Here is a 25,487-nt window from a genome sequence, read left to right as displayed (position 1 = left end):
CCATCATTGAGGATTGGCAGTCAAAAATACGATATGCTATACTGGCGGGCGTATGTGGCCTGGGGCTGCAAAACAAGACGCATGATAGAGCGGAGGAAGTATGTCCACGCTGATCGAAGAGATCATCGCCCGTGAAGTTCTCGACTCACGCGGCAATCCGACGGTTGAGGTTGATGTTCGCCTGGAGAGTGGTGATGTCGGGCGAGCGATTGTGCCGAGTGGGGCTTCAACCGGCGCTCACGAAGCGCTCGAGTTGCGCGATGGCGATAAGGCGCGTTACGGCGGCAAGGGTGTGTTGAAGGCTGTCCGTGCGGTCAATGAAGATATTGCCGAGGCCCTGGTGGGCTTTGATGCGGCTGATCAGATCGGGATTGATCAGGAGTTGATCACGTTTGATGGCACGCCGAACAAGAGCAAGCTTGGGGCGAATGCGATCCTTGGGGTTTCGCTTGCCTGTGCCAAGGCCGCTGCGGCAGCCTTTGGCCTCCCACTCTATCGGTATCTTGGTGGTGCTTATGCGCATGTCTTGCCGGTGCCGATGCTCAACATTATGAATGGTGGGCAGCACGCCTCGAACAGCACCGATTTCCAGGAATTTATGGTCATGCCAGTTGGTGCCGAAACCTTTAGCGACGCGCTGCGCTGGGGCTCCGAGATTTATCAGAGCCTGAAGAAGGTGTTGCACGACCGTGGCTTGAGCACGACGGTCGGTGATGAGGGTGGTTTTGCGCCAAGCCTGCCGAGTAACGAGGCGCCCCTGCAGGTGATTATGGAGGCCATCGAAAAGGCGGGCTATCGCCCCGGCGAGCAGGTCATGCTCGCGATGGATCCGGCCTGTACCGAGATCTACGCGGATGGCAAGTATCACCTCAAGCGTGACGGCAAGGTACTGACCACCGAAGAGATGGTTGATTACTGGGCCGATATCGCCAATCGCTACCCGTTGATTTCACTCGAAGACGGCCTGCACGAAGATGACTGGGAGGGTTGGAAGCTCTTGCGGCAGAAGATCGGCCACAAAGTGCAACTCGTTGGCGACGATTTCCTGGTGACCAACGTGAGTCGCTTGCAGCGGGCGATTGACGAGAATGCGGCCAACTCGATCCTGATCAAGCTCAATCAGATCGGGAGCCTGACCGAGACGCTGGCGGCGATCCAACTGGCGCAGCGCCACGCGATGACGGCGGTTGTCTCGCACCGCTCAGGTGAGAGCGAGGATGTCACGATTGCCGACCTGGTGGTCGCCACCAACGCCGGCCAGATCAAGACCGGAGCGCCGGCCCGCACCGACCGGATCGCCAAGTACAACCAGTTGCTGCGCATCGAAGAGGAGCTTGGTGGTGCCGCGAAGTACGCCGGCAAAGCGGCCTTCCATGTGAAGTTCTGAGGGTATTTATTTGACGCAAAGGCGCGAAGGCGCAAAGGTATGGATGTAAACCTTTGCGCCTTCGCGCCTTCTCTTAGGGAATCACCCGGTAGTAGAGGATGACAACCTTACCGCTGCTCTGGCCGGTGAACTCAACTTTGTAATCGCCCAGCGGCCAGCCAGAAGAGGGCGGTACAAAGTATTCGAACCAACTGCCATCACGATCGGCCTGAACGACTTGCTCAGTGACTCGTCCATCTGGCCCGGTTGTACGCCAGCGGATCTGTTCATTGGCGCGGAAGTCATAGATCCAAATAAAAAAATCATTGGAGGGATATAAGCAGTCGGTAAGCAGGAGTTCCTCTTCATTGAAGTCGTAGAAGATAACCCCATCGCCAACCCATTCCGGAATCCCGTCACAATTCGCAGGTGCGGGTGCAGGCTCGGTTGCCGGCGCAGGCTCGGTTGCCGGTGCTGGCTCGGTTGCCGGTGCTGGCTCGGTTGCTGGAACGGGCACAGACACTCCACCGCGCCCCTGTAGCACTTCGCTGACGAGCAATCCGGGCAGCACTGTGTTGACATCGTGCAACTCGAAGCGGCGGCGCTCGAAGTACTGGACGGTCAGACGCTTGCCCTCGATCTCCGCTTCGTACGCACCGGTGATCGGGAAACCGAAGCGCTCTAGGCCGCCGTTACGCTGCCAGTAGGTGGCAAACGCCCCACAGACACGGTGGCCCGTTTCGGCGAAGGCGAGACAGTCCGCATTTGCAGCTTCGCCGGGGCCGAATTGCCAGGGGGTCCCCTGCTGTGCCAGCCACTCGACCCCGAGTCGTCCGGCGGTTACCTGACCATTGGCCTGGATTTCGAGGCGGTCGCGTTCGAACCACTGCACTTGCAGCGTCTGGCCCTCGACGGTCTCAGCGTTCTGTGCGGTGATCGGGAAGCCAAAGACGGCCAGGCCGCCGTTGCGCTCCCAATACTGACGGATCGGCCCACTGATGCACTGATTGGTCTCGGCAAAACAGCGCTGGGCGGTCTGGGCGTGGGTAGCGTGGGCGGGCATGAAGCTGACGAGCAGCAGGGCGAACAGTAGGGCGAACAAGAGGGTGGGCATACGACGCATGGTTGTCTCCTTACATGTGCAGAAGGCTGACGTTTTGACACATCAAACAGCGTGCTTTCGGTGGACATCAATAAGTAGCCAAACGCCCCCTCCCGCGCTTGCGCGAGAAGGGGCGTTTTGGATGACAATCTTGTTATCGCCTGATGTCAGTGCGCTTGCTGCTGCGGTGAGTTATACCAATTACTGTTGATGATGCCGCAAGGTCCATGCTGAGTGTTCAAAGGCCGGCAGTCCACTGGTGCGGAGGGAAACCAATGCGGATGCGTTGCCCCCCATGTCACCCCGAGTATCCTATGGCCCGCGGGCCAGTGGTGGGGAGAGAAACAGTGCCGGTGCGTAGCCCGCCCTGTCACCCCGAACGGAGTGAGGGGTCTTCCGTGCGGATCAGTGCAGATTCCTCACTGCGTTCGGAATGACATGGCTGGCGTTGCCTCCCGCTGCGCCCGCCCTCTCACCCCGTTGCGCCCGCCCTGTCACCCCGAACGGAGTGAGGGGTCTTCCGTGCGGATCAGTGCAGATTCCTCACTGCGCTCCGCTCCGTTCGGAATGACCGAGGACACGCTGGAGCCGACAACACGGGTTGTTTCTTAGGAGCGGATGCGAGGGGTCTTCCATGAAGATCAGTGAAGATTCAGCTTTCAGCTTTCAGCTTTCAGCTTTCAGCTTTCTCTTGCCCTCTGCATCCACCCCATCGGAATGGGGGTTTTGCGGGAGCCATGCCCCTTCGACAAGCTCAGGGCAGGCCCCGCACCCCCGCTGTGGCAGCGGTAACAACTGTAACGATGCACCCACCCCTAGCGCCGCACCAGCGGCAGGTAGACCCGATTCGCGTTGATCGTGCCAGTTGTTGGGGTGGGTGATGGCGTCGGCGACGGGCCAGCGGTGGGCGCGGTGGTGGGCGTAGCTGACGGGTCAGCGGTGGGTGACGGGCTCGCCGTGGGTGTCCCTGGCGGTCCAGCGGTGGGTGTGGTGGTTGGGGTGGGCGACGGGCCAGCGGTGGGTGTGGTGGTTGGGGTGGGTGACGAGCCGGCGGTGGGTGTGGTCGTCGGGGTGGGCGACGGGCCAGCGGTGGGTGTGGTGGTCGGGGTGGCTGACGGGTCAGCGGTGGGTGACGGGCTCGCGGTGGTTGTAGCTGACGGCCCAGCGGTGGGTGAGGTGGTGGTGGTGGGTGATGGGCTTGCCGTGGGTGTACTCGTAGGCGTAGGCGTGGGCGCAAGGGGATCACTGGCGCTGCGCTCGACGGCACCGATATCACAGGCTGGCCCAACCGGGCGGGCGATACCCCGTTGATCGGTGGCGGGGCAGGTGCCTCCCGCCGCGTCGAGTGCAGGGCTCTCATCGTAGGGCGGGTGGGTGAGCGTGGTGCTGCCGTAATCGCTGAGCGGGGCGAGGCGAGGTTCAAGCGGAGCCTGGCGCGTGCCGCTCTGGTCTGAGGTGGCGTCAAACAGGCAGGTTCCATCGCCAACGAGATTGGAGCTGCCAGAGGTGAGGCTGCCTGGGCGCGTGGCGGCATCACTAGGAAAACCGCAGTCGCGGTCGCCATTCGCGGCGATGATGTTGCCCGTCGCAGTGACTGCACTGCCACCCCAGTAGAAGCCGCCAACAAAGCGGGCACGGTTGTTTGTCAGGGTATTAAAGGCGAAACGGACCTCGTTGGGCGTGCTGGCGAAGGTCTCGATAGCGCCACCAAAGTCGGCACTGTTGCCACTAAAGGTAACATTTTCGATCACACTCTGACTGGTGGAGTTATTGGTGAGGAATGAGAGACCACCCCCGCCGCTGAGACTCGTGTTATGCACTAGCGCACTACGCTCGATACGCAAGTGCGCCGCCGGATCAGCTGAGAAACTGGAGAAGTAGACGCCGCCGCCGCGATTATCGGCAGTATTATCACGAATAACACTATCTACAATCTCTAGCGAACCGAGCGGATCGTAATCGAAGAAGCGGAACGAGAGTCTGCTGCCTATCCCACCGCCATCTGTTTTCGCACGATTATTGCGGATGATGCTGCGCTCGATCCGCATCTGTCCATCGTTATGTACCCCGCCACCGCGTCCGTCGGCGTGATTGTTCTCTACAATGACATCAATCAGGGTCACGTTGCCAAACTGATTGCTGAGCCCCCCGCCGTCAACCGTTGTTGTGCCATTGCGCAGAGTCAGATTGCGCAGGGTCACGCTGGTCTCGCGGGTAACGCGGATAATCTGATCCAGCCCCCCGCCATCAATGATCGTCTGATCTGGCCCAGCGCCTTCGATCGTCAGCGTATCGCTGAGCACCAGTGGCCCTGCCGCGTTCAGGCTGAGTTGGTACACCCCGGCGTTCAGTTCAAGGATGTTCGCGCCAGGGAGGGCGTTGACCAACGCGACCGCTTCACGCAGCGCACAATCCTCACGCGTGCAGGTGCCGTTGTCGTCGCTGGTTTTGGTGACGATTGAACCTGCCGTGCTGAAGGTGGGCGAGAGGTCGAGGAAGATGTTGTCGGCACATTTGACGCGCAGGTTGGCGGCGAGCATGGCACGGTTGGGGAGGGTGACACTAGCGCTGCCGTCGTTGGGCGTGCTGGCGAGCAGTGCGGTGTATGTAGAGCCAGCATCTTCGGTGAGATCGATCTGCACGTTTGCACAGCTAATCGGCGCGAGGTTGGTATTGGCAACATCCCAGGTCACGCCAAGGCTTGCCCCCTGGGCGAAGCGTTCGCCGCCGGCAATGCTCGTGATCTGGAACGGGCCAGCCTCAGCCACCACCGTGAGCGCCGTACTATCGAAGGCAAAGGCTCCCGCACCGGGTTGGTTATCGCGCACGGTGAAGCGAAAGGTGAGCGTGCGATTGGTCGTTGGCAGCGTCTCGCCAATGGTTTCCTGCCCCGTCACAATGTCGAGGTAGCGCGGGAAGAGCCGGCTCGGGCTGGCGCTCGGCGGGAACGAACGGAAGATCGGGCGCGCCCCGTCATCGGTCAGTGGCGGCGAGGGCGGCCCAAGATCGTACTGCTCCCAGGTAAACGTGAGCGCATCGCCATCTACATCGCTCGCCGTACCAACCAGTTCAAACGGCGTGCGTGCTGGGATCGTATAGCTCGGCCCCGCATCCACCACGGGCGAACCATTGCCGGAGGGAACATCGGTACCGCACGAACTGGCCAGCGAACCTCGAATCCAACTCTGCATCTGCCCTAAACTGTGGCTATGAAAATAAGCATCGGCACGATTTTGGATATTCTCTGGCGCACAGATGCCCGCATAACTCATAATCGTCGTACCGCTTGCGGCTTCATAGGCTGATCCTTCAGCTCGTGAGGGATTGCCACTGGTTGGCCCTACACCACCACAGCGTCCAGCCGTACTGTTAAAACTATGATCAGCCCCAAACTGATGACCAATTTCGTGGGTTGTAATCCGCACAATGGCTGCAGTTGCTGGGGTTGGATTACCGCTGGTTCCTTCAGCTTTCCGCAGTGATCGCCCCTGGGTGTTTGCACAGATAAGACTACCTGCGGTGCCGCCATTTTCTGTTGAAAATACGTGTCCAAGATCAAAATTATCAATGCCAATGGTATTGGGAATGACCTGATTGTTGATCAGGCGCAAATCGCGTCGATCATCCCCATCAGGATCATTGGGATAGGGATCGGTCGCTGGATCAAGAAAGAAGAGTTGGTCGGTATTGGCGGCCAGCGTAAAGCGCACCGCCATGTCGCGCTCGTAGATCGCATTGAGCGCATTCACTACATTGACGATTTCAGCCATGACGCTGGCCTTGGTGCCCCCGTGGAACTGAGCATACTCGCCGGTGGTCGCAATCGCCAGCCGATAGTCGCGGCGCATGCTGCCGTTGCTGCCACTCTGGGCGATGGTGATCGTTGGCTCGTGATCATGAAAGTCCCCCCTACAGCTCTTGAAGACCTGTGAGGTCTGGTCTAATGGTCTAATGGTACAATGGACACTACTGGCCTGCATGAGCCTAAGGATATCTATGCGCTGGTTTAACGTGGCTGGCCCTTGCCGCCCCACTATTCACTATATGCTCCCGCCGTTGGCGCGGCTGCCTGAGCTTGAGCGCCTGATTGTGCAGCAGTCTTACTTTGTGCTGCACGCCCCGCGCCAGACCGGTAAGACCACCGCGATGTTGGCGTTGGCCCAGGCGCTGACGGCGAGCGGAGACTGGACGGCGATCATGCTCTCGGTCGAGGTGGGGGCACCATTTTCGGCGACGCCAGAACAGGCCGAGGCGGCGATCTTGGATTCGTGGCGCGAGGATGCGCTGCTACGCTTGCCGCCGGAACTGCAACCGCCACCTTGGCCCACCGCTGAGTCTGGGACAGCGATCCGCGCCGCGCTGCGCGCTTGGGCTCAAGCCTCGCCCCGCCCGCTGGTGATCCTGATTGATGAGATTGACGCCTTGCAGGACGCGGCGCTGATCGCGGTCTTGCGCCAGTTGCGGACGGGTTATCCGGATCGCCCCGACGGCTTTCCCCATGCCCTGGCCCTGATCGGCATGCGCGATGTGCGTGATTATAAGGTTGCCGCTGGCGGAACTACCCGCCTCGGCACGGCCAGCCCTTTCAACATCAAGACGCGTTCGCTGACGCTGGACAACTTCAATGCGGATGATGTTGCGGCCCTCTACGCGCAGCACACCACCGACACCGGCCAACTCTTTGCCCCCGAGGCGAGCGCGTTGGCCTTCACGCTGACCCAGGGCCAACCGTGGCTGGTCAATGCGCTGGCCAAAGTCGCGGTCGAAGAACTCGCGCCCGACCCGGCAACGCCAATTACGCCGGAGTTGATCAGCGCCGCGAGGGATGTGCTGATCGAACGGCAGGATACCCACCTCGATAGTCTGGCCGAGCGCTTGCGCGAACCGCGGGTGCGTGCGGTGATCGAGCCGCTGTTGGCGGGGCTGTTGCCCAGCAACATGCCGAATGATGATATTCAGTTCGTGTTGGATCTTGGCCTGGTACGCCTCGATGCACATCAGGGTCTGGTGCTGGCCAACCCGATCTATGCGGCGGTCATTCCGCGCACGCTGACCTTCACGACGCGCTCGTTCTTTCCGCCGGTGGTGCCGACATGGATCGGCCCAGATGGGCAGCTTGAGCCAACCCGGTTGCTGGAGGCCTTTCTGTCGTTCTGGCGGCAGCACGGGCAGCCCCTGTTGGGCACGACCAGTTACCATGAGATCGCGCCCCACCTCGTGTTGATGGCCTTCCTCGATCGGGTCGCCAATGGTGGCGGGCGTGTCGAGCGCGAGGCCGCCGTGGGGCGCGGGCGACTCGATCTGCGCCTGGAGTTTGGTAACGTGGTCCTGCCGATTGAGGTGAAGGTCTGGCGGGAAGGCAACCCCGACCCGCAGACCGAAGGGTTGGCCCAACTCGATGGCTACCTAGCCGGATTGGGCCTCGACACCGGCTGGTTGGTGGTCTTCGACCAGCGCCCAGGGCAGCCACCCATTGCCGAACGCACCAGCGCGACCAGCGCCACCACGACGAGCGGGCGCGTGGTGACGCTGGTGCGGGGGTGATGCCATCCTACCTTCTGGGGAAAAGCGAGCGTCTTGACGCCATACGTGACGAGCGTTTAAGCGCACCAGACCCGGAATAAGCAAGGAAGCGCTGTTCCGGTGGACAAGGTCAAGGTCAAAAAGGATCCCATTCTATGGGATCCTTTTTGTGCAATGATGTAAAATGTTGTTTTTAGAAAGAGGCGTTATGCTAAAGTTTTCACTCTATGAAGATGTTTTGTTGTTGATTGATATACCGGAAGAGGGTATGTTTGCTGGCGCTGTCGGTACCGTCGTTGATCGTCATGACCGCCCGGGTTATGAGATGGGATATAGTGTGGAGTTTTTTGACGCAGACGGTACGACGCGAGGGGTAATTACTGTTCCCGCTCATGCTTTGCAACGTTGGGAAGCTAACGGTGGTGCCTGATCTGTGCAGGCTAGATCGCAATAATCCCTAGGCCACGCTTAAGTGCCTGACAAGATTGGGATGAGTGTGTTAATCACATCCTATTGCAAACGCAAGCGCTAAAATGGTTCCAGCGATCGCTGGCAATTCTTTGCACCATTGCGAGCAACTAGAAAGTGCAGATGATGGGCTTCCTCGCTGAATATTTGCAGACTATGTTTAAGCAGCAATGTCCAATCGGCTGGACGTGTCACACCGAACAACGCCTTCTTTCAGAAACATTTGAACGACGTATGGGCTATTCATCGCGGGTTGATGTGCTTTTTCGCCATAACGATGGACGACACGCGGTGTGGGTTGAATTTGAAGTCAGTCGTGCGGATCCCGTCGCCAACCATGCCAAGTTTCTGGTTGCTCATGCGCGGAATTCGCAGCTGCATCACGACACCTTTATCTCTATGGTCAGCCCACATGTCACCTATGGGCGCTCTCATCTCGCCGCCAATATGATTTTTTTGATGCGGAAGATGGGTGTGCAATCGTTTCAGACGACCTTGCTTCCGCAGTTTACAGCTGCTCAGATTAAACAATTAAATGCTTTATCAATAGATCCAATACCGATGTATCCTGATCTTTATCCAGATCGGGAGATAGAGCGGGTGTTCACGCTGATTGCTCCGGTTGTTGCAACGGATCAGCGGCGATTGCATTTTGTGGGGAATATACGGATGGCATCCGTACCTCCGTTTAGAGCCGTACCTCCCAAAGATCGCGCTCGGGCTGATAGTGCTGCGACGATGTTCCCCCGACACCGTGGTAGTGCAGCATGCCAGCGTGGGTCATGATCTGCTTGTACTGCATATAAATGGATGTACGATAGTGTTGGGGCTGGATCTTGCGCCAGATCAGAAAGCCTTGGTCGTCAAGCAACGTTGCGACATCACGGGGAAAGAAGAAGACCAGCGGCGTAAGGAGTTTGTCGAACCGGGCGGCGGTTTCCACGAGCACGGGCATGGGTACCGGCTGCTGCGGGCCGATCTGCGTGAGGATCTCGTGTAAGAATCCGGCAATGGGATCGCGAAGCAACAGGATGCGCAAGACCGCCGCCGTACGCGGATCAAGGTCAACGAGCGGCTGCCGCTTGATCGCGGCACGATGCAAGGTGGCGAGTTCCACCGCGGGAGGCAATAAGCTGGCACAGGTACGCCCCAGCGGACTGAGGCTGATCGTTCGCCCCTGGATCACGAGTAGGCCCAGTTTTTCGGCTCCCTGCAAAGCTGGCTTGAACTGGCGGGGCATGACGGGATAGTGCTGGCGTACCACCGCTTCGAGCTGCGCAAGCGCAACCGGCGCAACCCCCTCCTCACGTTCCCAGGCATACAGACAGGCGGCACAGGCGAGGTAGTGGGTCGGGAGATTGTAGCTAAACTGGGTGCGCAGCGCACTTCCCGTGGCAAACTGACGCCGAATATGCTCGGCATGTTTCAGCAGAGGTAAGTGGAGCACCGGAGGCTCCAGGAGTTGCAGCGTACCGGTTGTGATCGCGAGGATGCCCACTCCTCGTTGCCGGGCAAATGTGACGAGATCTGGTGAGGGGGTGCCCGCGACCGCCATGAGCACGGCGTGAAAGCCATAGCGATAGGTCTCGGCCTGGGCGAGGCCTTTGAGCCAATCCATTTCGCCTTTGGCTTCAACTGCAAACATGGTTGCGCCATCAGCGAGGCGGCCAACCAGATCTGGATGGGTGGCAAACGCATCAAATTGGAGGGTGAAGCGCTGAAATGGCTCTAAAGAAGGATCGCCTATTAATGATGGATGTGCATCGGTATAGAGATCCAGGATCGGTTGCCCAAGCAACCCGTGAGCCTGGAACAACCGACGGGTTTCACGAATGACGTCAATCTCGCGCATAGCGTATCCTCAGCAGGGCAGGGAAGATGCTGTTGCTATTGTACCAAGCTTACCCGCCTCACCGTAGAAGCAGGCATCCGTTAAGGCAATATACCATAAGTTAGCAACTCCTTTTCGCTCCAGTCATTTCACTTGATTTATGCTACGATAAGCAGGTGTTTGTTCACTATCTGATGTTTTGCTACCTGTCGTAACAGTCGCTTGTGCTTCATTCAGCGGCTATCCGAATATGCGCAGTTCTGATTCTGATGATGGCTGCAGCATATTATGTACGGTTCAGGAGAGCGGCAATGGATCATCAGCCCATGTCGATCCAGATGCTCGGAACCTTTCAGGTGTACGTAGGCGGAACGCCGCTGCATACCCTGCATGCGCCGCGCCTCCAGGCATTCCTGGCCTACCTGCTCATTCATCGTGATGCGCCGCAACCACGGCGCCGGATCGCCTTCACACCCTTTTCAGGCAGCCTCTAAAGACTTCCAGGGAAAAGTTGCGGTAGGGAGGGGTTCTCAGGGAGGGCTTGCCCTCCCTGAACAGCGCGTGCTACTGAATGCGGAAGTAGGCGATGGCCTTATGGCCGCTGCTCACCCCCTCAAAGGTCATTGCCCATACACCAAGCTGGATATCCGCCTCCGTCTCAAAAGAGACTTTATCTGTGAAGCCAACGCCGTTCGCGCCGATCTGGAAAGGTGCGCCATCGACCTGTCCATCCGGTGCGGTGACGTAGACCCCGACTTTCTCACCCGGCGCGAAACCAATGCCGATCACTGTGAAGATGGTCCCGGGGGGGCCAATAAGCGGCTTGACCATCGCGTTGCTCACCGTTTTCAAAGCGTTTTGAAGGCTACCGGGCCTGAAAAAGCGCCGACTTTGGGCTTAGCGCCGCTGGGGCGTGCAGATTGCGCGTCTTGAGCCGACTGAAGCTGCGCTCATGCACCGGTTGCTGGTGAGAGCTTGTCACCAGCGCCGCGACGTCATCCTGCGCAGGCGTGGTGTTGGTCACAGAGACCTGCCAGCCCAACCGCGCACCCATGGCTTGCCATGCGGCCAGATCCACCCAGATGGCGGCCACGACCCAGGCGGTGTTCCCATCGGGCAGGTGCTGCGACTTCAACGCGGGTCTGCACCACCCCCGTCAACTTCGCCTCGGCAATCAGCCCTGCGTACTTGATCACTCCTGTTTCACATATATACAATACTAGTGTACAATATGGGCCTGAGGTTACGACGCAATTGCTGCGCACGGTATAACAGGGATGCATCTGGATGGCATCAGGAGAACGGGCTCATCAGGGCCTTGGGGTAATGCTGCGCGAGTTGCGTACCCAGCGCGGGCTTTCGGTGCGGACGTTGGCCGCCCAGGTTGGCTTTTCGCCCTCTTTTATCTCGCAGATTGAGGCCGATGCCGCCTCGCCTTCGCTTGCGTCACTCGAGAAGATTGCCAGTGCCCTCGGAGTAACCCTCGGCCAACTCTTTAGCTCGCTTGAACAGAATGCTGCGGTGCGAACGGTAATTCGCCGTGGTGATCGTGCGAGCCATACGAGCGCCTGCTCCCAGACGACGATCAGCGTGCTGAGCGACGCTTCGCCTGAGCGGCGTCTCGCCGCCGTTGAGTTGGTCATTGCGCCTGCGGGGATGAGTAGCCAGCATCCCGAAGTGCATCGCCACGATACGTTTGCGCTGGTGCTGAGCGGCAGCCTTGCGCTTGTTACTAATGATGGAGTTGAGATCCTTTCGGCTGGTGATAGTGCCTATCTGCCCTCTGGGATGGCGTTTGCCTGGGCCAACCAGAGCGAACTCCCGGCCACCGTGCTTCTGGTTGGTGGCAGCGGGCGGAGTGATCTTGTTCAGGATGTGCTTGCCTTGAAAACCCAGAGCGATACGCGGCGCGATGAACTGCATTGATGCTGTCCACGTTATCCCAGGAGATACCTGCCTGATGTCTATGATGATCACCCCACCAACTGAGCAAACGCTTGCCGATCAGCAGTTGGTTTCCGAGACCGCCCGCCGTCGTACGTTTGCGATTATTTCGCATCCCGATGCAGGCAAGACAACGCTCACCGAGAAGTTGCTGCTCTACGCGGGGGCCATCGATCTTGCCGGTTCAGTGCGAACCCGCAAGCACCAGCGCCATGCGACCTCTGACTGGATGGCGATGGAGCGTGAGCGTGGCATTTCGATCACGTCCACGGTGCTGGCGGTTGACTATGCCGGCTATCGGATCAATCTGCTTGATACCCCCGGCCACCAGGATTTCAGCGAGGATACCTACCGTACGCTGATGGCGGTTGATAGTGCCGTTATGGTGCTCGATGCCGCGAAGGGCATTGAAGCGCAGACGCGCAAGCTTTTTGAAGTCTGTCGCCGCCGGGGGGTGCCGATTCTGACCTTTATCAACAAGCTTGACCAACCAGGGCGCGAGCCGCTTGATCTGCTTGACGAGATCGAGCGGGTGTTGGACATCGGTGCGACGCCGCTCAATTGGCCCATTGGCTCGGGCGGGGATTTTCAGGGCGTCTACAATCTGTCTGAGCGTCAGGTGCTACGGTTTACGCGTACCGCCCATGGTGCCCACCGTGCGCCAGTTCAGGTGGCTGATCTCGCTGATCCGGCGCTTGAGACCCTGATTGGCGCTGCGGCTGCCCAGCGCCTGCGTGATGATGTGGCGCTGCTGGAAGGGGCTGGCGCAGCGTTTGATGAGGCAACCTTCCTCCGCGGTGAGGTGACGCCGGTCTGCTTTGGCAGTGCGCTGAACAACTTTGGGGTCGAGGCCTTCTTGCAGACGCTGGTTGAACTCGCCCCGCCGCCTGGGATGCGGATGAGTGACCGGGGCTTGATCGATCCAATTGCTGAACCCTTCGCGGGCTTTGTCTTCAAGATTCAGGCCAATATGGATCCCCAGCATCGCGACCGCACCGCCTTTATTCGGGTCTGCTCGGGTCGCTTCACCAAGGATATGCAGGTTCAGAACCCGCGCCTTGGGCGGAGCATCCGGCTCACCCGCCCGAGTCGGATGTTTGCCCGCGAGCGTGAGACGGTGAGCGAGGCTTTCCCGGGCGATGTGATCGGCGTGACGAACCCTGGGGTTTTTGCCATTGGTGATACGCTCTGTGCCGGATCACCCTTGACGTTCACCGCCATCCCGCGTTTTGCGCCCGAGTGTTTTGCGGTACTGCAGAATCGCAGCCTCGCCAAACACAAGCAATTCCACAAGGGCCTTGAACAACTGGTTGAAGAAGGGGTTGTGCAGTTGCTCTATGACCCTGATGGCCTGCGGCGTGAGCCAATTCTCGCTGCTGTCGGTGAGTTGCAGTTTGATGTGGTACAGGCGCGGATGGCCGCCGAGTACAATGTCGAGACCACCCTTGAGCCTTTGGCATATACCACTGCCCGTTGGCCGACCTGCACACCCGAGGTGTTGTCTGAGACGCGGCTCTTTTCGACGGTACGCCAGATGCGCGATCACAATGGTGATCCGGTGCTGCTCTTTACGAGCGAGTGGGAGCTCGCCTATCTTGAGCGTGAACGTCCCCAGTTACTCCTACGTGGCCCTGATAGGTGAAGCGCACTCCGCTGCGCCTCAGCCTTGCCTTAGCCGCGTACGCGGGCGGTCGTTTCCCGAATCACGAGTTCGGTCGTGATCGAGGGAAGCGCGGGTGGCTCGTTGGCAAGCAGGCGTAGCAACCCACGGGCGGCCTGGCGGCCCTGCTCAAGCATTGATTGGCGGACGGTTGTCAGGGGCGGGGTGGTATAGACTGAGCCGAGCAGATCGTCAAAGCCGACGAGCGAAATATCATCGGGCACACGCAGCCCGCGGCGGTAGAGGCCGAGCCTGATGCCGTAGGCCATCTGGTCGTTGGCGGCAAAGATCGCCGTGAAATGGCTCCCCCGCGCTAGAAGTGTCTCAAGGGCGAGCAAGCCGCTCTGTTCGGTGAAGTTACCCTCGACGATCAGGCGTTCATCAACGGCCAGCCCGGCTGAGGTGAGCGCCTCGGTATACCCGCGTTGCCGTTCGCACGCATCAAGGTGGGATGGAATGCCACCGATGTGGGCGATGCGCCGATGCCCGAGATCGATCAGATGGCGCACAGCCTGAAAAGAGCCAGAGGCATTCTCGACGCGGATGCAGTGATCTTCGAGCCCCTCGATGTGGCGTCCGACGGCAATCAACGGGATCTGCTTGTTGATCGCACGCAAAGCGGTATCAGGATGATAGCCCCCCAGCACGATCAGGCCATCAACCTGGCGGGCCAGCAGAATATCGAGCGCCGCCTGTTCATCGAGCGACTCCCAGTGACCACTCGCAAAGACCCCTTGGTACCCACTGCCTGCCAGGCCATCTTCGATGCCCTGGGCGAGCTCGCCATAGAACTGGCTCATCATGCTCTGGGTCAGAATACCGATCACCATCGACTTCCCAAGCGCGAGCGCACGGGCCGTCAGGTTGGGCCGAAAGTTCAACTGCTCGATGGCCGCAAGCACCGCCGCACTCTTGGCCGGGTGAACCCGGCTGTTCCCGGTGAGTACCCGCGAAACCGTGCTTGGCGAGACATGGGCGAGCCGGGCGATATCACTGACGGTTGGTTGCTTTGACATAGGAACAAGCCCTATTCTTTGACAGCGGTTTCAAGAACTGTTATGCGCAATAGACCGACGTATTCTACCATAGAAGCAAAAAATAGCCAACACTTGAGCGGCATGATTTTGAAAGCGATTTCACAGATTTAAGCCTAAAACAACTTGACAGGATTATTTTAACCTTGTATAATGAAATCGGTTTCAGAGTTCAGGATCCGTGGTATCCACATCATCATACCTGTTTTTCACAGTTACTCACGCTGACTGCCGCTCTGCATCGCACCGTATGGGCACATTGGTATTTGCCGCAAAAAAAAGGTCAAGTGTCCAAACATAGGACGAGTTGTTGCGTCTTTTTGTGCTCTTTGTGCTCTTTTGCGGCGAACGTGAGGGCGACGTCTACCTGTAGCAAGCCCCAGAACATACCATTGTGGTGAGTCTGAATTTCTGAAACCGCTTTCTTAATCAGGCAACGAGCCAACACCGGTCAAATGATGCACCGGCAACGCATCGTTGCAAGTCAATGGCGACGTGTCGCTCAAAGCTCTGGGAGGTTTCGTATGTCTAGATGGCGTTCAACGATGTTCGGCGTGATCCTTGTCTTTGCGCTGCTCCTGTCGGCGTGTGGTGCCTCTTCTTCGTCCACCCCGGGCGGTCAGACTACCACCGGTTCGTCGACAACCCTTCGCGTGCTTGTCCATCAGAATCCCCCAATGGTCGCCTTTATGGAGGAGTTCAATAAGGCCTTTGAGGCCGCTAACTCCGACATTAAGGTTGATATGACGGTCGTCAATGCGAATGAACTTAGCACGGTGACGCAGACCCGCCTGACGGCCAATGACATTGATGTGATTGGCATCTTTGGCTTCTCGAATCAGGCTCAACCCTTCATGTCCAATGTGACGCCGCCGAACTGGCAGACCCTGATTGAGGCTGGTCTGCTGCTTGATATCACCGATCAGCCGTTCGTCAAGAACTATGACGAGGTCTCGATCCGCGATGCGGGCACCTACAACGGCCAAGTCTATCATATCAACCTGGGCCGTGTCTCGTACAGTGGCATCTACTACAACAAGGATCTCTTTGCGGCCAACAATGTTGCCGTACCCACCACCTGGGACGAGTTGGTGCAAGCATGTGATGCCTTTGCGCAGGCGAATATCTCTTGTATGACGGCGGGTGGCAAAGATGGCTGGCCGATCTTCGTCGGGGCCTATGGGTTGATTGGTGCGTTGTTCCCCGATCAGGCCCAACTGGTCGAAGACCTCTGGACTGGGGCGCGAACCTGGAACGATGACGAGTCGATGGTGATGTGGGAACGGATGCAGATCTATGCTCAGCAGATGATGGAGCCAGGGGCGAGTGGGATCGCGGGCGATGCTGCGCCTGGTCGCTTTGCTTCGGGTGCGGTCGCGATGTTCCCCGGTGGTACCTGGTACGCTTCGGCGATCGAGGCGGCTGAGCCTGAGTTTGCGTGGGGCTATATTCCCTTCCCAGGCAGCAATGATGTTGCTGACAACAGCTTCCTCTTTGGCAAGTATGACCAGGGCTGGGCACTTGCCGCCAAGAGCCCCAATACCGAGGCGGGCATCAAGTATCTGACGGCCTTCTCAGAGCCAGCGAACTATCAGGCCTTTATCAATGCCGTTGGCTTTATTCCGACGCAGCCCGGCGCTACGCTCGATACCTTTATCGGCTCGGAAGTGGCTCCCTATCTCGCGAATTTCCGCGTAGGCTACGAGCAGTACTGGGTTGCCCCCAAGGGTGCCGGCGAGTATGCCAATCCGTTTGCTTCCTACTTCAAGCCCTTTGGTACCTTTGATGATCCTCAGGAACTTGCCGATCGCGTGCAGTCTGATCTGCAGTCGGGTCTCGATAGCAATTAGGCGCAATGCCTTGCAAAGAAGGCGGTTGTTTTGACGCAACGGCGCAACGGCGCAAGGACTTTCGCGTAGGTACGTTCACCCTTCGCGCCTTTGCGTGAGCTTCTTTGAAAAGTAGTGCAACTGGGCATAGGCGGAGTGCCGACTTCAGTCGGCTGACCCGGAAGCCGACTGAAGTCGGCACTCCCTGGAACACTTCGTTCATACACTACTCAGTGGTGTGTGAATGAAGTGTTCCGGTAGCACCGCCGACCACGAATACTGATCACGAAGAAACGAATAGGGGCGTTGCGGTGGGGTATTCGTTCATTCGTGGCCCCCATTCGTGGTCGGCGAACGACCCCAGAAAACTTATTTCCCCAACTACTCAGTGTGGAGGTGTAGCTTGCATAACTATCATTTTGGGCGTGGCCGAGCGAGGTGGGCTCCCTATCTGCTATTACTCCCCGGTTTCTTCTTTTACGTCCTGATTATGCTCGGCCCTTCGCTGGCGACGGCGGTCTATTCGTTCACGGATGCCAGTGGCATCCAGGGGTCGCAACTCAACTGGATTGGGTTCGAGAATTATCGCGAGTTCCTCTTTATGGGCCAGGCTTCCATCGATAACTACGGGGCCCTCTGGCGAACGCTCGTCTTTTCGTTTTTTGTGACCAGCATCCAGTTTAGTCTTGGGCTTTTCCTTGCTTTGCTGGTGAACCAGCGTCTGATTGGTGTCAATATCTTTCGGACGATCTTCTTTATGCCGGTGATCCTCGGCGCGGTGATCCAAGGTCTGATCTGGTCACTCTTTCTCTATCCGCTCGGTGGGCCGCTTGCGACGATGCTTGAGCCGTTTGGCATCCGCTCGGAGTTTCTCGGTGGGCAACCCTCGACGGCGATCGCCTGGGTGATCTTTGTCCAGATCTGGGCTAATGTTGGCGTGACGATGATGATCTTCATCGCCGGGTTGCAGACGATCCCTTCCGATCTCTACGAGAGTGCGCGCATTGATGGCGCGAGCGGCTGGCAAGCCTTTCGCCATGTGACATGGCCGCTCTTGACGCCGAGTGTCAATACGAATTTGCTGCTCAATATCATCGGCTCACTCCAGGCCTGGCAGTTGTTCCTGGTGCTCATCGGCTATCGCAATGGTACCCAGGTGCTCGGCTATCTCATTTTTGCCCAGGGCTTTGGGCAGACCTCGGGGAGTGTGACGAGTGCGTTCCGCCAGGGCTATGCGGCTTCGGCCTCGATTGTGCTCTTCTTTATCGTGCTGGCGATTGGTTTGCCGGTGCAGTATTTCCTCCAGCAGCGTGAAAAGAGGATTCTTGGATGAGTACCATAACGAACCCTGAAACAAAGGCGCTTCCTGAGCAACGATCATTTCCGGTCAGACGCTTCAACTGGATCCGCTTGGTCTCCTATCTTATTCTTGGTCTCTTTGCCATCGTCTACCTCGGGCCGTTGATGATGCTGGTCATTACGTCCCTCAAGACGATGCCCGAGTTTATGAAGAGTGCGACGGCGCTGCCCTCTGGCTTGCACTTTCAGAATTTCATTGATGCCTGGGAGCGGGCCAATTTCCTGCGTTACATGACCAATACGCTGCTCTATACGGTTTCGGCGACGGTGGTCTATGTGGTGATGGCGGTCTTTGTCGCGTTCCCGATTTCCCGTGGCTATGTCAAGGGTGCGGGTTGGTTGCTTACGCTCTATGTCATTGCGCTCTTTTTGCCCGTCGCGCTGATTCCTCAGTTCCAATTGATGCTCGGCCTGGGCCTCTACAACAACCCGTTCGGCTATGTGATGCTCTTCCTGGTCAATCCGATTGGCATTGTGATCCTGGTCAACTATATCAAGACGTTGCCAATCGAGTTGGACGAGGCGGCGGCGATGGATGGCTGCGGCTACTTCCGCTTTGTGACCTCGATTGTCTTTCCGTTGATCCAGCCGGCGATTGCGACGATCGCGGTGCTGCACGCCATCGGGATCTGGAACGAACTGATCTTGCCGACGATCTATTTGACCAGCAAGGATTACTATCCCATCACCCGTGGCATGATCGTCTTCCAGGGCGTCTATGGCAGTGAGTGGCCGACGCTCGCCGCTGCCGTTCTGATTATGACCTTGCCGATGTTGCTGCTCTTCCTTGTCCTGCAACGCTATATCGTTTCAGGCTTGACCGCAGGTGCCGTCAAGGGGTAAGGTTTTTTGCTGGGCGGGGCAGCGGTTTTGCCGCTGCCCCGCCCAGCAAGGGGTGAGGAGCTATGCATATGGTTGAGGTGCAGGGTGATTTTGTGGAGCGCGAAGGGTTGGCGTGTTACCGGATCAGCAACATTGATCAGATGCCTCCCTTTCTGATGAGTTTGGTGAGTGCGGCTGATCATTGGATGTTTGTGACGAGCAGCGGGGGCCTCACCGCTGGCCGCGTGAGTCCTGATACGGCGCTTTTTCCGTACGAGACGGTGGATCGGCTCTATGATAGCCATGCCCACACCGGCCCGCTGACGGTCGTTGCGGTTACTCGTGCGGGCCTTACCCATATCTGGGAACCTTTTGTGCGCCGTGACCAATACGATGAAAAGATTACGCAGCATCTCTACAAGGATGCGCTCAGCACGACCCTGATCTTTGAAGAGGTGAACGATGAGCTCGGGCTTGCGTGTACGATGACCTGGCAGACAAGCCCGCGTTTTGGTTTTGTGCGTACGTGTCGCCTCCACGAACTGACTGGGACGCCATGTACGATCCGTCTGCTTGATGGTCTGCAGAATATGCTGCCTCACGGGGTGACCAGGCTTACCCAGTCACAGCTGAGCAATCTGCTCGATGCCTATAAGCGCACCGAGCTTGACCCGAGTGGCCTGGCGATCTTTGCGCTCAGTTCCACCCTCACGGATCTCGCCGAGGCGAGCGAGTCGCTGCGGGCGACGGTGGCCTGGCAACACGGGCTGCCCAACGCGGTGACGCTGCTCTCTTCGGCGCAGGTCAGGGCTTTCCGCCGCAATGCGCCCCTCGTCCCCGAGCACGATGTGCGCGGCCAACGCGGCGCGTATCTGCTTGCTACGACGCTTGAATTGGCCCCCGGTACGGCCCATACGTGGCGTATCGTGGCCGATGTGGCCCAGGATGCCGCTGCGGTCGCCGATCTTGCGCGGGCGCTGCGCGATGCTCCCGCCGGCCTCGTCGCTGACCTCGAGGCCGACATTGCCCGTGGCCGCGCTGAGGTCGAGGCGCTCGTCGCTGCCGCCGATGGTCTGCAACAGAGCGCCGATCCGATGACGATTGCCCATCACGCCGCCAATACCCTCTTTAATATTATGCGCGGCGGGGTCTTTGCCGAGGGCTATCGTCTGGATGCTGATGATCTGCGTGCTTTTATAGCTGACCGGAGCCCGCACCTGCTTGACCAGCACCGCGCTTTTTTTACGCATCTGCCCCGTCAGTTTGAACTCCGCGACCTGCGGAAGAAGGCGACGGCCAGTGGGCTTCCCGATCTCGAACGACTCTGCACCGAATATTTGCCCCTCACCTTCAGCCGTCGCCACGGCGATCCCAGTCGCCCGTGGAATCGCTTCAGGATCAATGTCCGTACCCACGACGGGTGCCGCCGCCTCACGTATGAGGGCAACTGGCGCGACCTTTTCCAGAATTGGGAACCACTCGGCTATGCGTTTCCGGCCTACCTCGAAAGCATGGTGGCGCTCTTCCTCAATGCCACGACCGCTGATGGCTACAATCCGTATCGGCTCGCCCGGTCGGGTGTTGAATGGGAAGTGCCCGAGCCCGAGAATCCCTGGGCGAACATTGGCTATTGGAGCGACCACCAGATTATCTATTTGCTCAAGCTGCTCGAGGCTACTGAGCGTTTTGAGCCGGGGCGGCTCAGTACGCTGCTCAACCGGCGCTGCTATAGCCATGTTGAGGTGCCGTACCGCATTAAGCCGTATGCGGCGCTGCTTGCCGATCCAACCGCTACGATTGTTTTTGACTGGGAGCGTGAGCGCCTGATCGAGCAGCGGGTTGCCGCGCAGGGTGCCGATGGAAAACTCCTCCCCGGCCCCGACGGACGTGTCTTCCACGTGAGTCTGGCCGAAAAGTTGTTGGTGCTGTTGCTTGCCAAGCTCGTCAATTTCGTGCCCGAGGGCGGCATCTGGATGAATACCCAGCGCCCTGAATGGAACGATGCCAACAATGCTCTCGTCGGCAAGGGCCTCTCGGTGGTCACCCTCGCCTACCTGCGGCGCTACCTCATCTTTTGCCGTGCCCTGTTTGCCAGTAGTCCCGGCGATCTCACCGTAACCGCCGAGCTGCGCTCGCTCTTCGACGGCGTCTTTGGCCTGTTGGAGTCGGCCTGCTTGTTGCTGCCGACTGGCTTTGACGATGCAAGCCGCCGCATCTTGATGGATGCGCTGGGCAGTGTGGGCGAGCATTACCGCGAAGGCCTCTATGCCTCTGGGCTGAGCGGTGCATTCCGCCTGCTCGCACGCAGCACCGTCGTTGAGCGTCTCGAGCTTGCGCTCGCTTTTGTCGAACAGAGCCTGCAGGTCAATCGGCGTGACGACGGCCTCTATCACAGCTACAATCTCTTACGGCTTGAGGAGGATCGGGCGTCCATTGGTCGGCTCGGCGAAATGTTGGAGGGCCAAGTCGCCATCCTTTCGTCGGGCCTGCTGAGTGCGGAAGCGAGTTTGGCGCTGCTCGGCACGCTGCGCACCAGTGCCCTCTACCGAGCCGACCAGCAGAGCTACATCCTCTATCCGAATCGCGATCTGCCCGGTTTTCTGCAGAAGAACCATGTCGCGGCCACGCATCTGCAGGATCTCGGGCTGGTTGCGGCGCTCGAAGCCACTGGTGATCGCCGACTGCTTGTGCGCGACGCTGACGGTGATTACCACTTTGGCGGCGATCTCCACAACCTCCGTGATCTGCAGGCGCTCTTGGCCGAACTGAGTCGTGACGCGCAGTTTGCGCCCCACGTTGCCACCGATGGTGCCAGGCTGGCCGCGCTCTTTGAAGAAGTCTTTCGTCACAGCGAATTCACCGGACGCTCGGGCAGTTTCTTTGCCTACGAGGGTCTCGGCAGCATCTACTGGCACATGGTTGCCAAGTTGTTGCTGGCGGTGCAAGAGACGCATGCGCGGGCTCTTGCCGACGGTACTGATGCTGTGACGATCAACGGGCTTGCCGAGGCGTACCACAGCGTACGGGCGGGGCTCGGCTTTTGCAAAGACCCGGCCACGTACGGGGCTTTTCCGTTCGATCCCTATTCGCATACCCCGCTTGGACGTGGGGCGCAACAACCTGGCATGACCGGTCAGGTCAAAGAGGAACTGCTCACGCGGATGGGTGAACTCGGCCTTGTGGTTGACGGCGGATGTCTCGCCTTCCGCCCGCACCTGCTCGATCCCGCCGAGTGGGGGCGTGCAGCGAGTGTCTTCAACTACCTTGATGTCGCCGGCCAGCGTCGCACCCTGCCCCTCCCGGCGGATGCGCTCGCCTTCACCTTCTGCCAGGTACCGGTGGTCTACCAGCGTGGCGACCGGGCGCAGATCACGCTTCAACTCACCGACGGTACCACACAGACGATACCTGGAGACACCCTGGGTCTCGCGACGAGTCGCAGCATCTTCGAGCGCACAGGGGTAATCGAAGCCGTCGTGGTCGGGCTGAGGCCCGACCACGACGGCGGAGAGGCGAAGTGAGGGCCTCGTACAAGCAAAACACCGAGCGGCCCGCTCGTCCTGCAAGGACGGGCGGGCCGCTCGGTATTCGTCACTATCTCTACCAGTAAAAAGCAAAGACAAAGACGAGCAACATAAACGACAGTGCCCCGGCCAGGGTAAACATCAAGACCGTAGGCCCAACTTCCGGACTTCCACTCCACTCAGGCTTCATCCAGACCTCCTTTCACGCCAGCGCGGTGACGCTCCACGCAATCCTCGTGCTTGTCGCGTCCCTCGCTATGAAACGTCGCTACTGACGCCCATCAAGACAGGCGTCAGCAGAGAGCCACTTATTTATCGCGCTTGGCATCGCCAATCGCGGCTTGCGCCGCTGCGAGGCGGGCAATTGGCACCCGGTAGGGTGAGCAACTGACATAGTTGAGGCCAACCTGGTGGAAGAAGACGACCGAAGCCGGATCGCCCCCATGTTCACCACAGATACCGACCTTCAGATTGGGCCGGGTGCTCCGTCCGCGCTCGGTACCCATCTGAACAAGTTGACCAACGCCACGCTGATCAATCGTCTGGAAGGGATCGTCGGCCATAATCTTGCGCTCGACGTAGAGGGGCAAGAAGCGTCCGGCGTCATCACGCGAGAGCCCGAGGGCCGTCTGCGTCAGGTCGTTGGTCCCGAAGCTAAAGAACTCGGCGACACCGGCGATCTCATCGGCAGTCAGGGCTGCGCGGGGCAACTCGATCATCGTGCCCACCAGATACGGAATCTCGATGCCCGCCTCGGCAAAGACCTCGGCGGCGACCTTGCGTACCAATTCTTCCTGCGGCTTGAGTTCACTGAGATGGCCGACCAGCGGGATCATCACCTCGGGATGGACATCAACGCCTTCGCGTTTGACGGCGACGGCGGCCTTGAAGATCGCCCGGGCCTGCATCTCGGTAATCTCAGGGTAGATAATCCCCAGGCGGCAACCACGGAAACCAAGCATCGGATTGGCCTCACGGAGGCTTTCGACCTTGGTTTTCACCCGCCTGGGATCGGCACCAAACTTCGCAGCAAGGGCCTCGATCTCGTGATCGTCGTGGGGCAAGAACTCGTGCAGCGGCGGGTCAAGCGTACGAATAGTGACGGGCAACCCGTCCATCGCCCGGAAGAGCCCTTCAAAGTCACTCTGCTGCAAGGGTTCGATCTTAGCCAGGGCGGCGCGGCGATCCTCGACCGTATCAGCGAGGATCATCTCGCGCACGGCATCAATGCGGTCGCCCTCAAAGAACATGTGCTCGGTGCGGCAGAGCCCGATGCCCTCGGCGCCAAACTGGCGGGCGACCTCGGCATCGTGGGGCACATCGGCATTGGCGCGCACGCCCATCGTCCGGATCTCATCGGCCCAACTCATCAACTCAGCAAAGTCATCGGACAATTCAGGTTCGACGGTTGGCATCGCCCCGGCAAAGATCTCGCCGGTGCCGCCATCAAGGGTCACCCAATCGCCCTTGCGGATCGTCACATTCCCAACCGTCACCGACTGATCGGCGTAACTGATGCGCAGTTCACCGGCGCCAGCCACACACGGCTTGCCCATCCCACGGGCAACCACCGCAGCGTGCGACGTCATACCACCGCGGGCGGTCAGAATTGCCTGCGCAGCGACCATCCCGTGGAAATCCTCGGGCGCCGTCTCGACCCGAATCAGCACCACCTTCTCGCCCGTATTTGCCAGCAACTCGGCCTCATCGGGGTCAAAGACCGCCTTGCCACTCGCCGCGCCGGGCGAAGCAGGCAGACCCGTGGTCAACACCGTCGCCGTCTTGCGGGCCTCGGGATCAATCATCGGGTGGAGCAACTGGTCAAGCGCGTGCGGGTCAACCCGTTGCACTGCGGTTGCCTTATCAATGACGCCCTCGTGGGCGAGATCGACCGCGATCTTGACCGCAGCGGCCCCGGTGCGCTTGCCAGCGCGGGTCTGCAACATCCAGAGCTTGCCGCGCTCGATGGTAAACTCGACATCCTGCACATCATGGTAGTGCTGCTCGAGTTGCTTGGCAATCGTTGCAAACTCGGCATAGACCTCGGGCATCGTCTCTTGCAGCTTGCTAATCGGCTGAGGTGTACGCACCCCGGCGACCACATCTTCGCCCTGGGCATTGACCAGGTACTCACCGAAAATCGCCGAGTCGCCCGTACTGGGGTTCCGCGTAAACGCAACACCAGTGGCCGAGTCGTTGCCCATGTTGCCAAAGACCATTGACTGCACATTGACGCCGGTACCGAGGCTATCAGAGATCTTATTGATGCGCCGATAATCGCGGGCGCGTCGGCCATTCCATGAGCGGAAGACCGCGGCAATCGCTTCGCGCAACTGCTCGTACGGGTCTTCGGGGAATTCGACGCCGGCATCTTCTTTGATAATGCCCTTGAACGTCTCGGCGATCTTGGTCAACTCTTCCGCCGAAAGATCGGTATCCTGGCGCTGACCATGGCCTTTGGCCTCGTCCAACACATGCTCAAAACGCTCGCCATCAACCCCGAGCACAATCTTGCCAAAGAGCTGGACAAAGCGGCGGTAGGCATCGGCGGCAAAGCGTGGGTTATCGGTCAACTGGGCCAACCCTTCACGCGTCGCTTGGTTGAGCCCCAGGTTGAGCACGGTGTCCATCATGCCCGGCATAGAAAACTTGGCCCCGGAACGGACGGCGACAAGCAGCGGGTTGGCTGGATCGCCAAACGTCTTGCCGGTCTGCACCTCAAGGTCTTTCATTGCGGCAATGACCTGATCCCACAGACCCTCAGGAAATTGCTGTCCGACATCGTAATACGTGTTACAAGCCTCAGTCGTGATGGTAAAACCTGGTGGCACTGGCACACCGGTGCGGGTCATTTCGGCTACACCTGCACCTTTGCCGCCAAGAAGATCCCGCATCGTCGCGTCACCCTCACGAAAGAGGTAGACCCATTTCTTGCTCATAGAGACTCCTGCTCCTGATGGCGTAGTCTTAAAAACCATATCAAACTATAACGCTCTGATCGTCAAATGTCAAAAGATTTATGGCA

18 protein-coding genes are annotated in these 25,487 nt (G+C 59.0%); 10 read left to right on the top strand and 8 right to left on the bottom strand.

The window, feature by feature from the left end:
- Positions 1–100: 100 nt before the first annotated feature.
- Complete coding sequence (gene eno / locus EKD05_RS14325; RefSeq protein WP_129673871.1) at positions 101–1,387, top strand: phosphopyruvate hydratase; 1,287 nt, start codon at positions 101–103, stop codon at positions 1,385–1,387.
- 73 nt (positions 1,388–1,460) lie between these two features.
- On the opposite strand, the gene EKD05_RS14320 is transcribed toward eno, so the two are convergent.
- Positions 1,461–2,489: a hypothetical protein gene (locus EKD05_RS14320; RefSeq protein ID WP_129673869.1), complete on the bottom strand. Its 1,029-nt coding sequence runs from the start codon at positions 2,487–2,489 to the stop codon at positions 1,461–1,463.
- 794 nt (positions 2,490–3,283) lie between these two features.
- Entirely contained in the window at positions 3,284–6,316 is a 3,033-nt protein-coding gene (locus EKD05_RS14315) for a reprolysin-like metallopeptidase (protein WP_165360743.1), read from the bottom strand.
- A 148-nt stretch (positions 6,317–6,464) separates the two neighbouring features.
- Here EKD05_RS14315 and EKD05_RS14310 point away from each other — a divergent pair, with 148 nt between their 5' ends.
- Together EKD05_RS14310 and EKD05_RS14305 are read left to right on the top strand one after the other, a co-directional pair.
- Positions 6,465–8,012 carry an ATP-binding protein gene (locus EKD05_RS14310; protein WP_129673865.1) on the top strand — a complete coding sequence of 516 codons (1,548 nt, stop codon included), beginning with the start codon at positions 6,465–6,467 and terminating at the stop codon, positions 8,010–8,012.
- A gap of 163 nt (positions 8,013–8,175) precedes the next feature.
- Positions 8,176–8,421 (top strand): DUF4926 domain-containing protein, encoded by a 246-nt coding sequence (locus EKD05_RS14305; protein ID WP_240695783.1) that lies wholly within the window; start codon positions 8,176–8,178, stop codon positions 8,419–8,421.
- A gap of 281 nt (positions 8,422–8,702) precedes the next feature.
- On the opposite strand, the gene EKD05_RS25780 is transcribed toward EKD05_RS14305, so the two are convergent.
- Both EKD05_RS25780 and EKD05_RS14300 read right to left on the bottom strand, forming a co-directional pair.
- Positions 8,703–8,840, bottom strand: a complete 138-nt coding sequence (locus EKD05_RS25780; protein WP_165360742.1) for a hypothetical protein — start codon at positions 8,838–8,840, stop codon at positions 8,703–8,705.
- Between the two features lie 307 nt (positions 8,841–9,147).
- Positions 9,148–10,311 (bottom strand): hypothetical protein, encoded by a 1,164-nt coding sequence (locus tag EKD05_RS14300; protein ID WP_129673863.1) that lies wholly within the window; start codon positions 10,309–10,311, stop codon positions 9,148–9,150.
- A 290-nt stretch (positions 10,312–10,601) separates the two neighbouring features.
- On the opposite strand from EKD05_RS14300, the gene EKD05_RS14295 reads away from it, so the two are divergent.
- Complete coding sequence (locus EKD05_RS14295) at positions 10,602–10,784, top strand: hypothetical protein (protein ID WP_129673860.1); 183 nt, start codon at positions 10,602–10,604, stop codon at positions 10,782–10,784.
- A gap of 70 nt (positions 10,785–10,854) precedes the next feature.
- On the opposite strand, the gene EKD05_RS14290 is transcribed toward EKD05_RS14295, so the two are convergent.
- Both EKD05_RS14290 and EKD05_RS14285 read right to left on the bottom strand, forming a co-directional pair.
- Positions 10,855–11,121 carry a hypothetical protein gene (locus EKD05_RS14290; protein ID WP_129673858.1) on the bottom strand — a complete coding sequence of 89 codons (267 nt, stop codon included), beginning with the start codon at positions 11,119–11,121 and terminating at the stop codon, positions 10,855–10,857.
- Positions 11,122–11,155: 34 nt separating this feature from the next.
- The gene (locus tag EKD05_RS14285; protein ID WP_129673856.1) at positions 11,156–11,425 is read right to left on the bottom strand and encodes a hypothetical protein; all 270 of its coding nucleotides are present in this window, start codon (positions 11,423–11,425) and stop codon (positions 11,156–11,158) included.
- Positions 11,426–11,577: 152 nt separating this feature from the next.
- On the opposite strand from EKD05_RS14285, the gene EKD05_RS14280 reads away from it, so the two are divergent.
- A complete protein-coding gene (locus tag EKD05_RS14280) occupies positions 11,578–12,216 on the top strand; it encodes a helix-turn-helix domain-containing protein (RefSeq protein WP_129673854.1) in 639 nt (212 codons plus the stop codon).
- Positions 12,217–12,259: 43 nt separating this feature from the next.
- Positions 12,260–13,876, top strand: coding sequence for a peptide chain release factor 3 (locus EKD05_RS14275; protein WP_129673933.1), 1,617 nt, complete (start codon positions 12,260–12,262; stop codon positions 13,874–13,876).
- A gap of 29 nt (positions 13,877–13,905) precedes the next feature.
- Here the strand turns inward: EKD05_RS14275 and EKD05_RS14270 are convergent, their stop codons facing one another.
- Positions 13,906–14,910 (bottom strand): substrate-binding domain-containing protein, encoded by a 1,005-nt coding sequence (locus tag EKD05_RS14270; RefSeq protein WP_129673852.1) that lies wholly within the window; start codon positions 14,908–14,910, stop codon positions 13,906–13,908.
- Positions 14,911–15,452: 542 nt separating this feature from the next.
- On the opposite strand from EKD05_RS14270, the gene EKD05_RS14265 reads away from it, so the two are divergent.
- From EKD05_RS14265 to EKD05_RS14250, 4 genes are all read left to right on the top strand, one after another.
- On the top strand, positions 15,453–16,778 hold the full coding sequence (locus EKD05_RS14265) for an ABC transporter substrate-binding protein (RefSeq protein WP_165360741.1): 1,326 nt from the start codon (positions 15,453–15,455) through the stop codon (positions 16,776–16,778).
- 382 nt (positions 16,779–17,160) lie between these two features.
- Positions 17,161–18,090 (top strand): carbohydrate ABC transporter permease, encoded by a 930-nt coding sequence (locus tag EKD05_RS14260; RefSeq protein WP_129673848.1) that lies wholly within the window; start codon positions 17,161–17,163, stop codon positions 18,088–18,090.
- Positions 18,087–18,959: a carbohydrate ABC transporter permease gene (locus EKD05_RS14255; protein ID WP_129673846.1), complete on the top strand. Its 873-nt coding sequence runs from the start codon at positions 18,087–18,089 to the stop codon at positions 18,957–18,959. The genes EKD05_RS14260 and EKD05_RS14255 overlap by 4 nt, the downstream gene beginning before the upstream one ends.
- Before the next feature lie 68 nt (positions 18,960–19,027).
- Positions 19,028–22,459, top strand: a complete 3,432-nt coding sequence (locus EKD05_RS14250) for a hypothetical protein (protein ID WP_129673844.1) — start codon at positions 19,028–19,030, stop codon at positions 22,457–22,459.
- Between the two features lie 311 nt (positions 22,460–22,770).
- Here EKD05_RS14250 and ppdK read toward each other — a convergent pair whose 3' ends face one another.
- Entirely contained in the window at positions 22,771–25,401 is a 2,631-nt protein-coding gene (ppdK, locus tag EKD05_RS14245; protein ID WP_129673842.1) for a pyruvate, phosphate dikinase, read from the bottom strand.
- Positions 25,402–25,487: the final 86 nt, after the last annotated feature.

This window comes from Candidatus Chloroploca sp. Khr17 (genome assembly GCF_004138165.1).
Classification (GTDB): domain Bacteria; phylum Chloroflexota; class Chloroflexia; order Chloroflexales; family Chloroflexaceae; genus Chloroploca.
This window is presented reverse-complemented; position numbering and strand designations above follow the sequence as displayed.

Bases quoted from the DNA above. Each gene is read 5' to 3' on its own strand.
- eno (WP_129673871.1), top strand. From the start codon at position 101: ATGTCCACGCTGATCGAAGAGATCATCGCCCGTGAAGTTCTCGACTCA.
- EKD05_RS14320 (WP_129673869.1), bottom strand. From the start codon at position 2,489: ATGCGTCGTATGCCCACCCTCTTGTTCGCCCTACTGTTCGCCCTGCTG.
- EKD05_RS14315 (WP_165360743.1), bottom strand. From the start codon at position 6,316: ATGCGCCGCGACTATCGGCTGGCGATTGCGACCACCGGCGAGTATGCT.
- EKD05_RS14310 (WP_129673865.1), top strand. From the start codon at position 6,465: ATGCGCTGGTTTAACGTGGCTGGCCCTTGCCGCCCCACTATTCACTAT.
- EKD05_RS14305 (WP_240695783.1), top strand. From the start codon at position 8,176: ATGTTGTTTTTAGAAAGAGGCGTTATGCTAAAGTTTTCACTCTATGAA.
- EKD05_RS25780 (WP_165360742.1), bottom strand. From the start codon at position 8,840: ATGCAGCTGCGAATTCCGCGCATGAGCAACCAGAAACTTGGCATGGTT.
- EKD05_RS14300 (WP_129673863.1), bottom strand. From the start codon at position 10,311: ATGCGCGAGATTGACGTCATTCGTGAAACCCGTCGGTTGTTCCAGGCT.
- EKD05_RS14295 (WP_129673860.1), top strand. From the start codon at position 10,602: ATGGATCATCAGCCCATGTCGATCCAGATGCTCGGAACCTTTCAGGTG.
- EKD05_RS14290 (WP_129673858.1), bottom strand. From the start codon at position 11,121: ATGGTCAAGCCGCTTATTGGCCCCCCCGGGACCATCTTCACAGTGATC.
- EKD05_RS14280 (WP_129673854.1), top strand. From the start codon at position 11,578: ATGGCATCAGGAGAACGGGCTCATCAGGGCCTTGGGGTAATGCTGCGC.
- EKD05_RS14275 (WP_129673933.1), top strand. From the start codon at position 12,260: ATGATCACCCCACCAACTGAGCAAACGCTTGCCGATCAGCAGTTGGTT.
- EKD05_RS14270 (WP_129673852.1), bottom strand. From the start codon at position 14,910: ATGTCAAAGCAACCAACCGTCAGTGATATCGCCCGGCTCGCCCATGTC.
- EKD05_RS14265 (WP_165360741.1), top strand. From the start codon at position 15,453: ATGTCTAGATGGCGTTCAACGATGTTCGGCGTGATCCTTGTCTTTGCG.
- EKD05_RS14255 (WP_129673846.1), top strand. From the start codon at position 18,087: ATGAGTACCATAACGAACCCTGAAACAAAGGCGCTTCCTGAGCAACGA.
- EKD05_RS14250 (WP_129673844.1), top strand. From the start codon at position 19,028: ATGGTTGAGGTGCAGGGTGATTTTGTGGAGCGCGAAGGGTTGGCGTGT.
- ppdK (WP_129673842.1), bottom strand. From the start codon at position 25,401: ATGAGCAAGAAATGGGTCTACCTCTTTCGTGAGGGTGACGCGACGATG.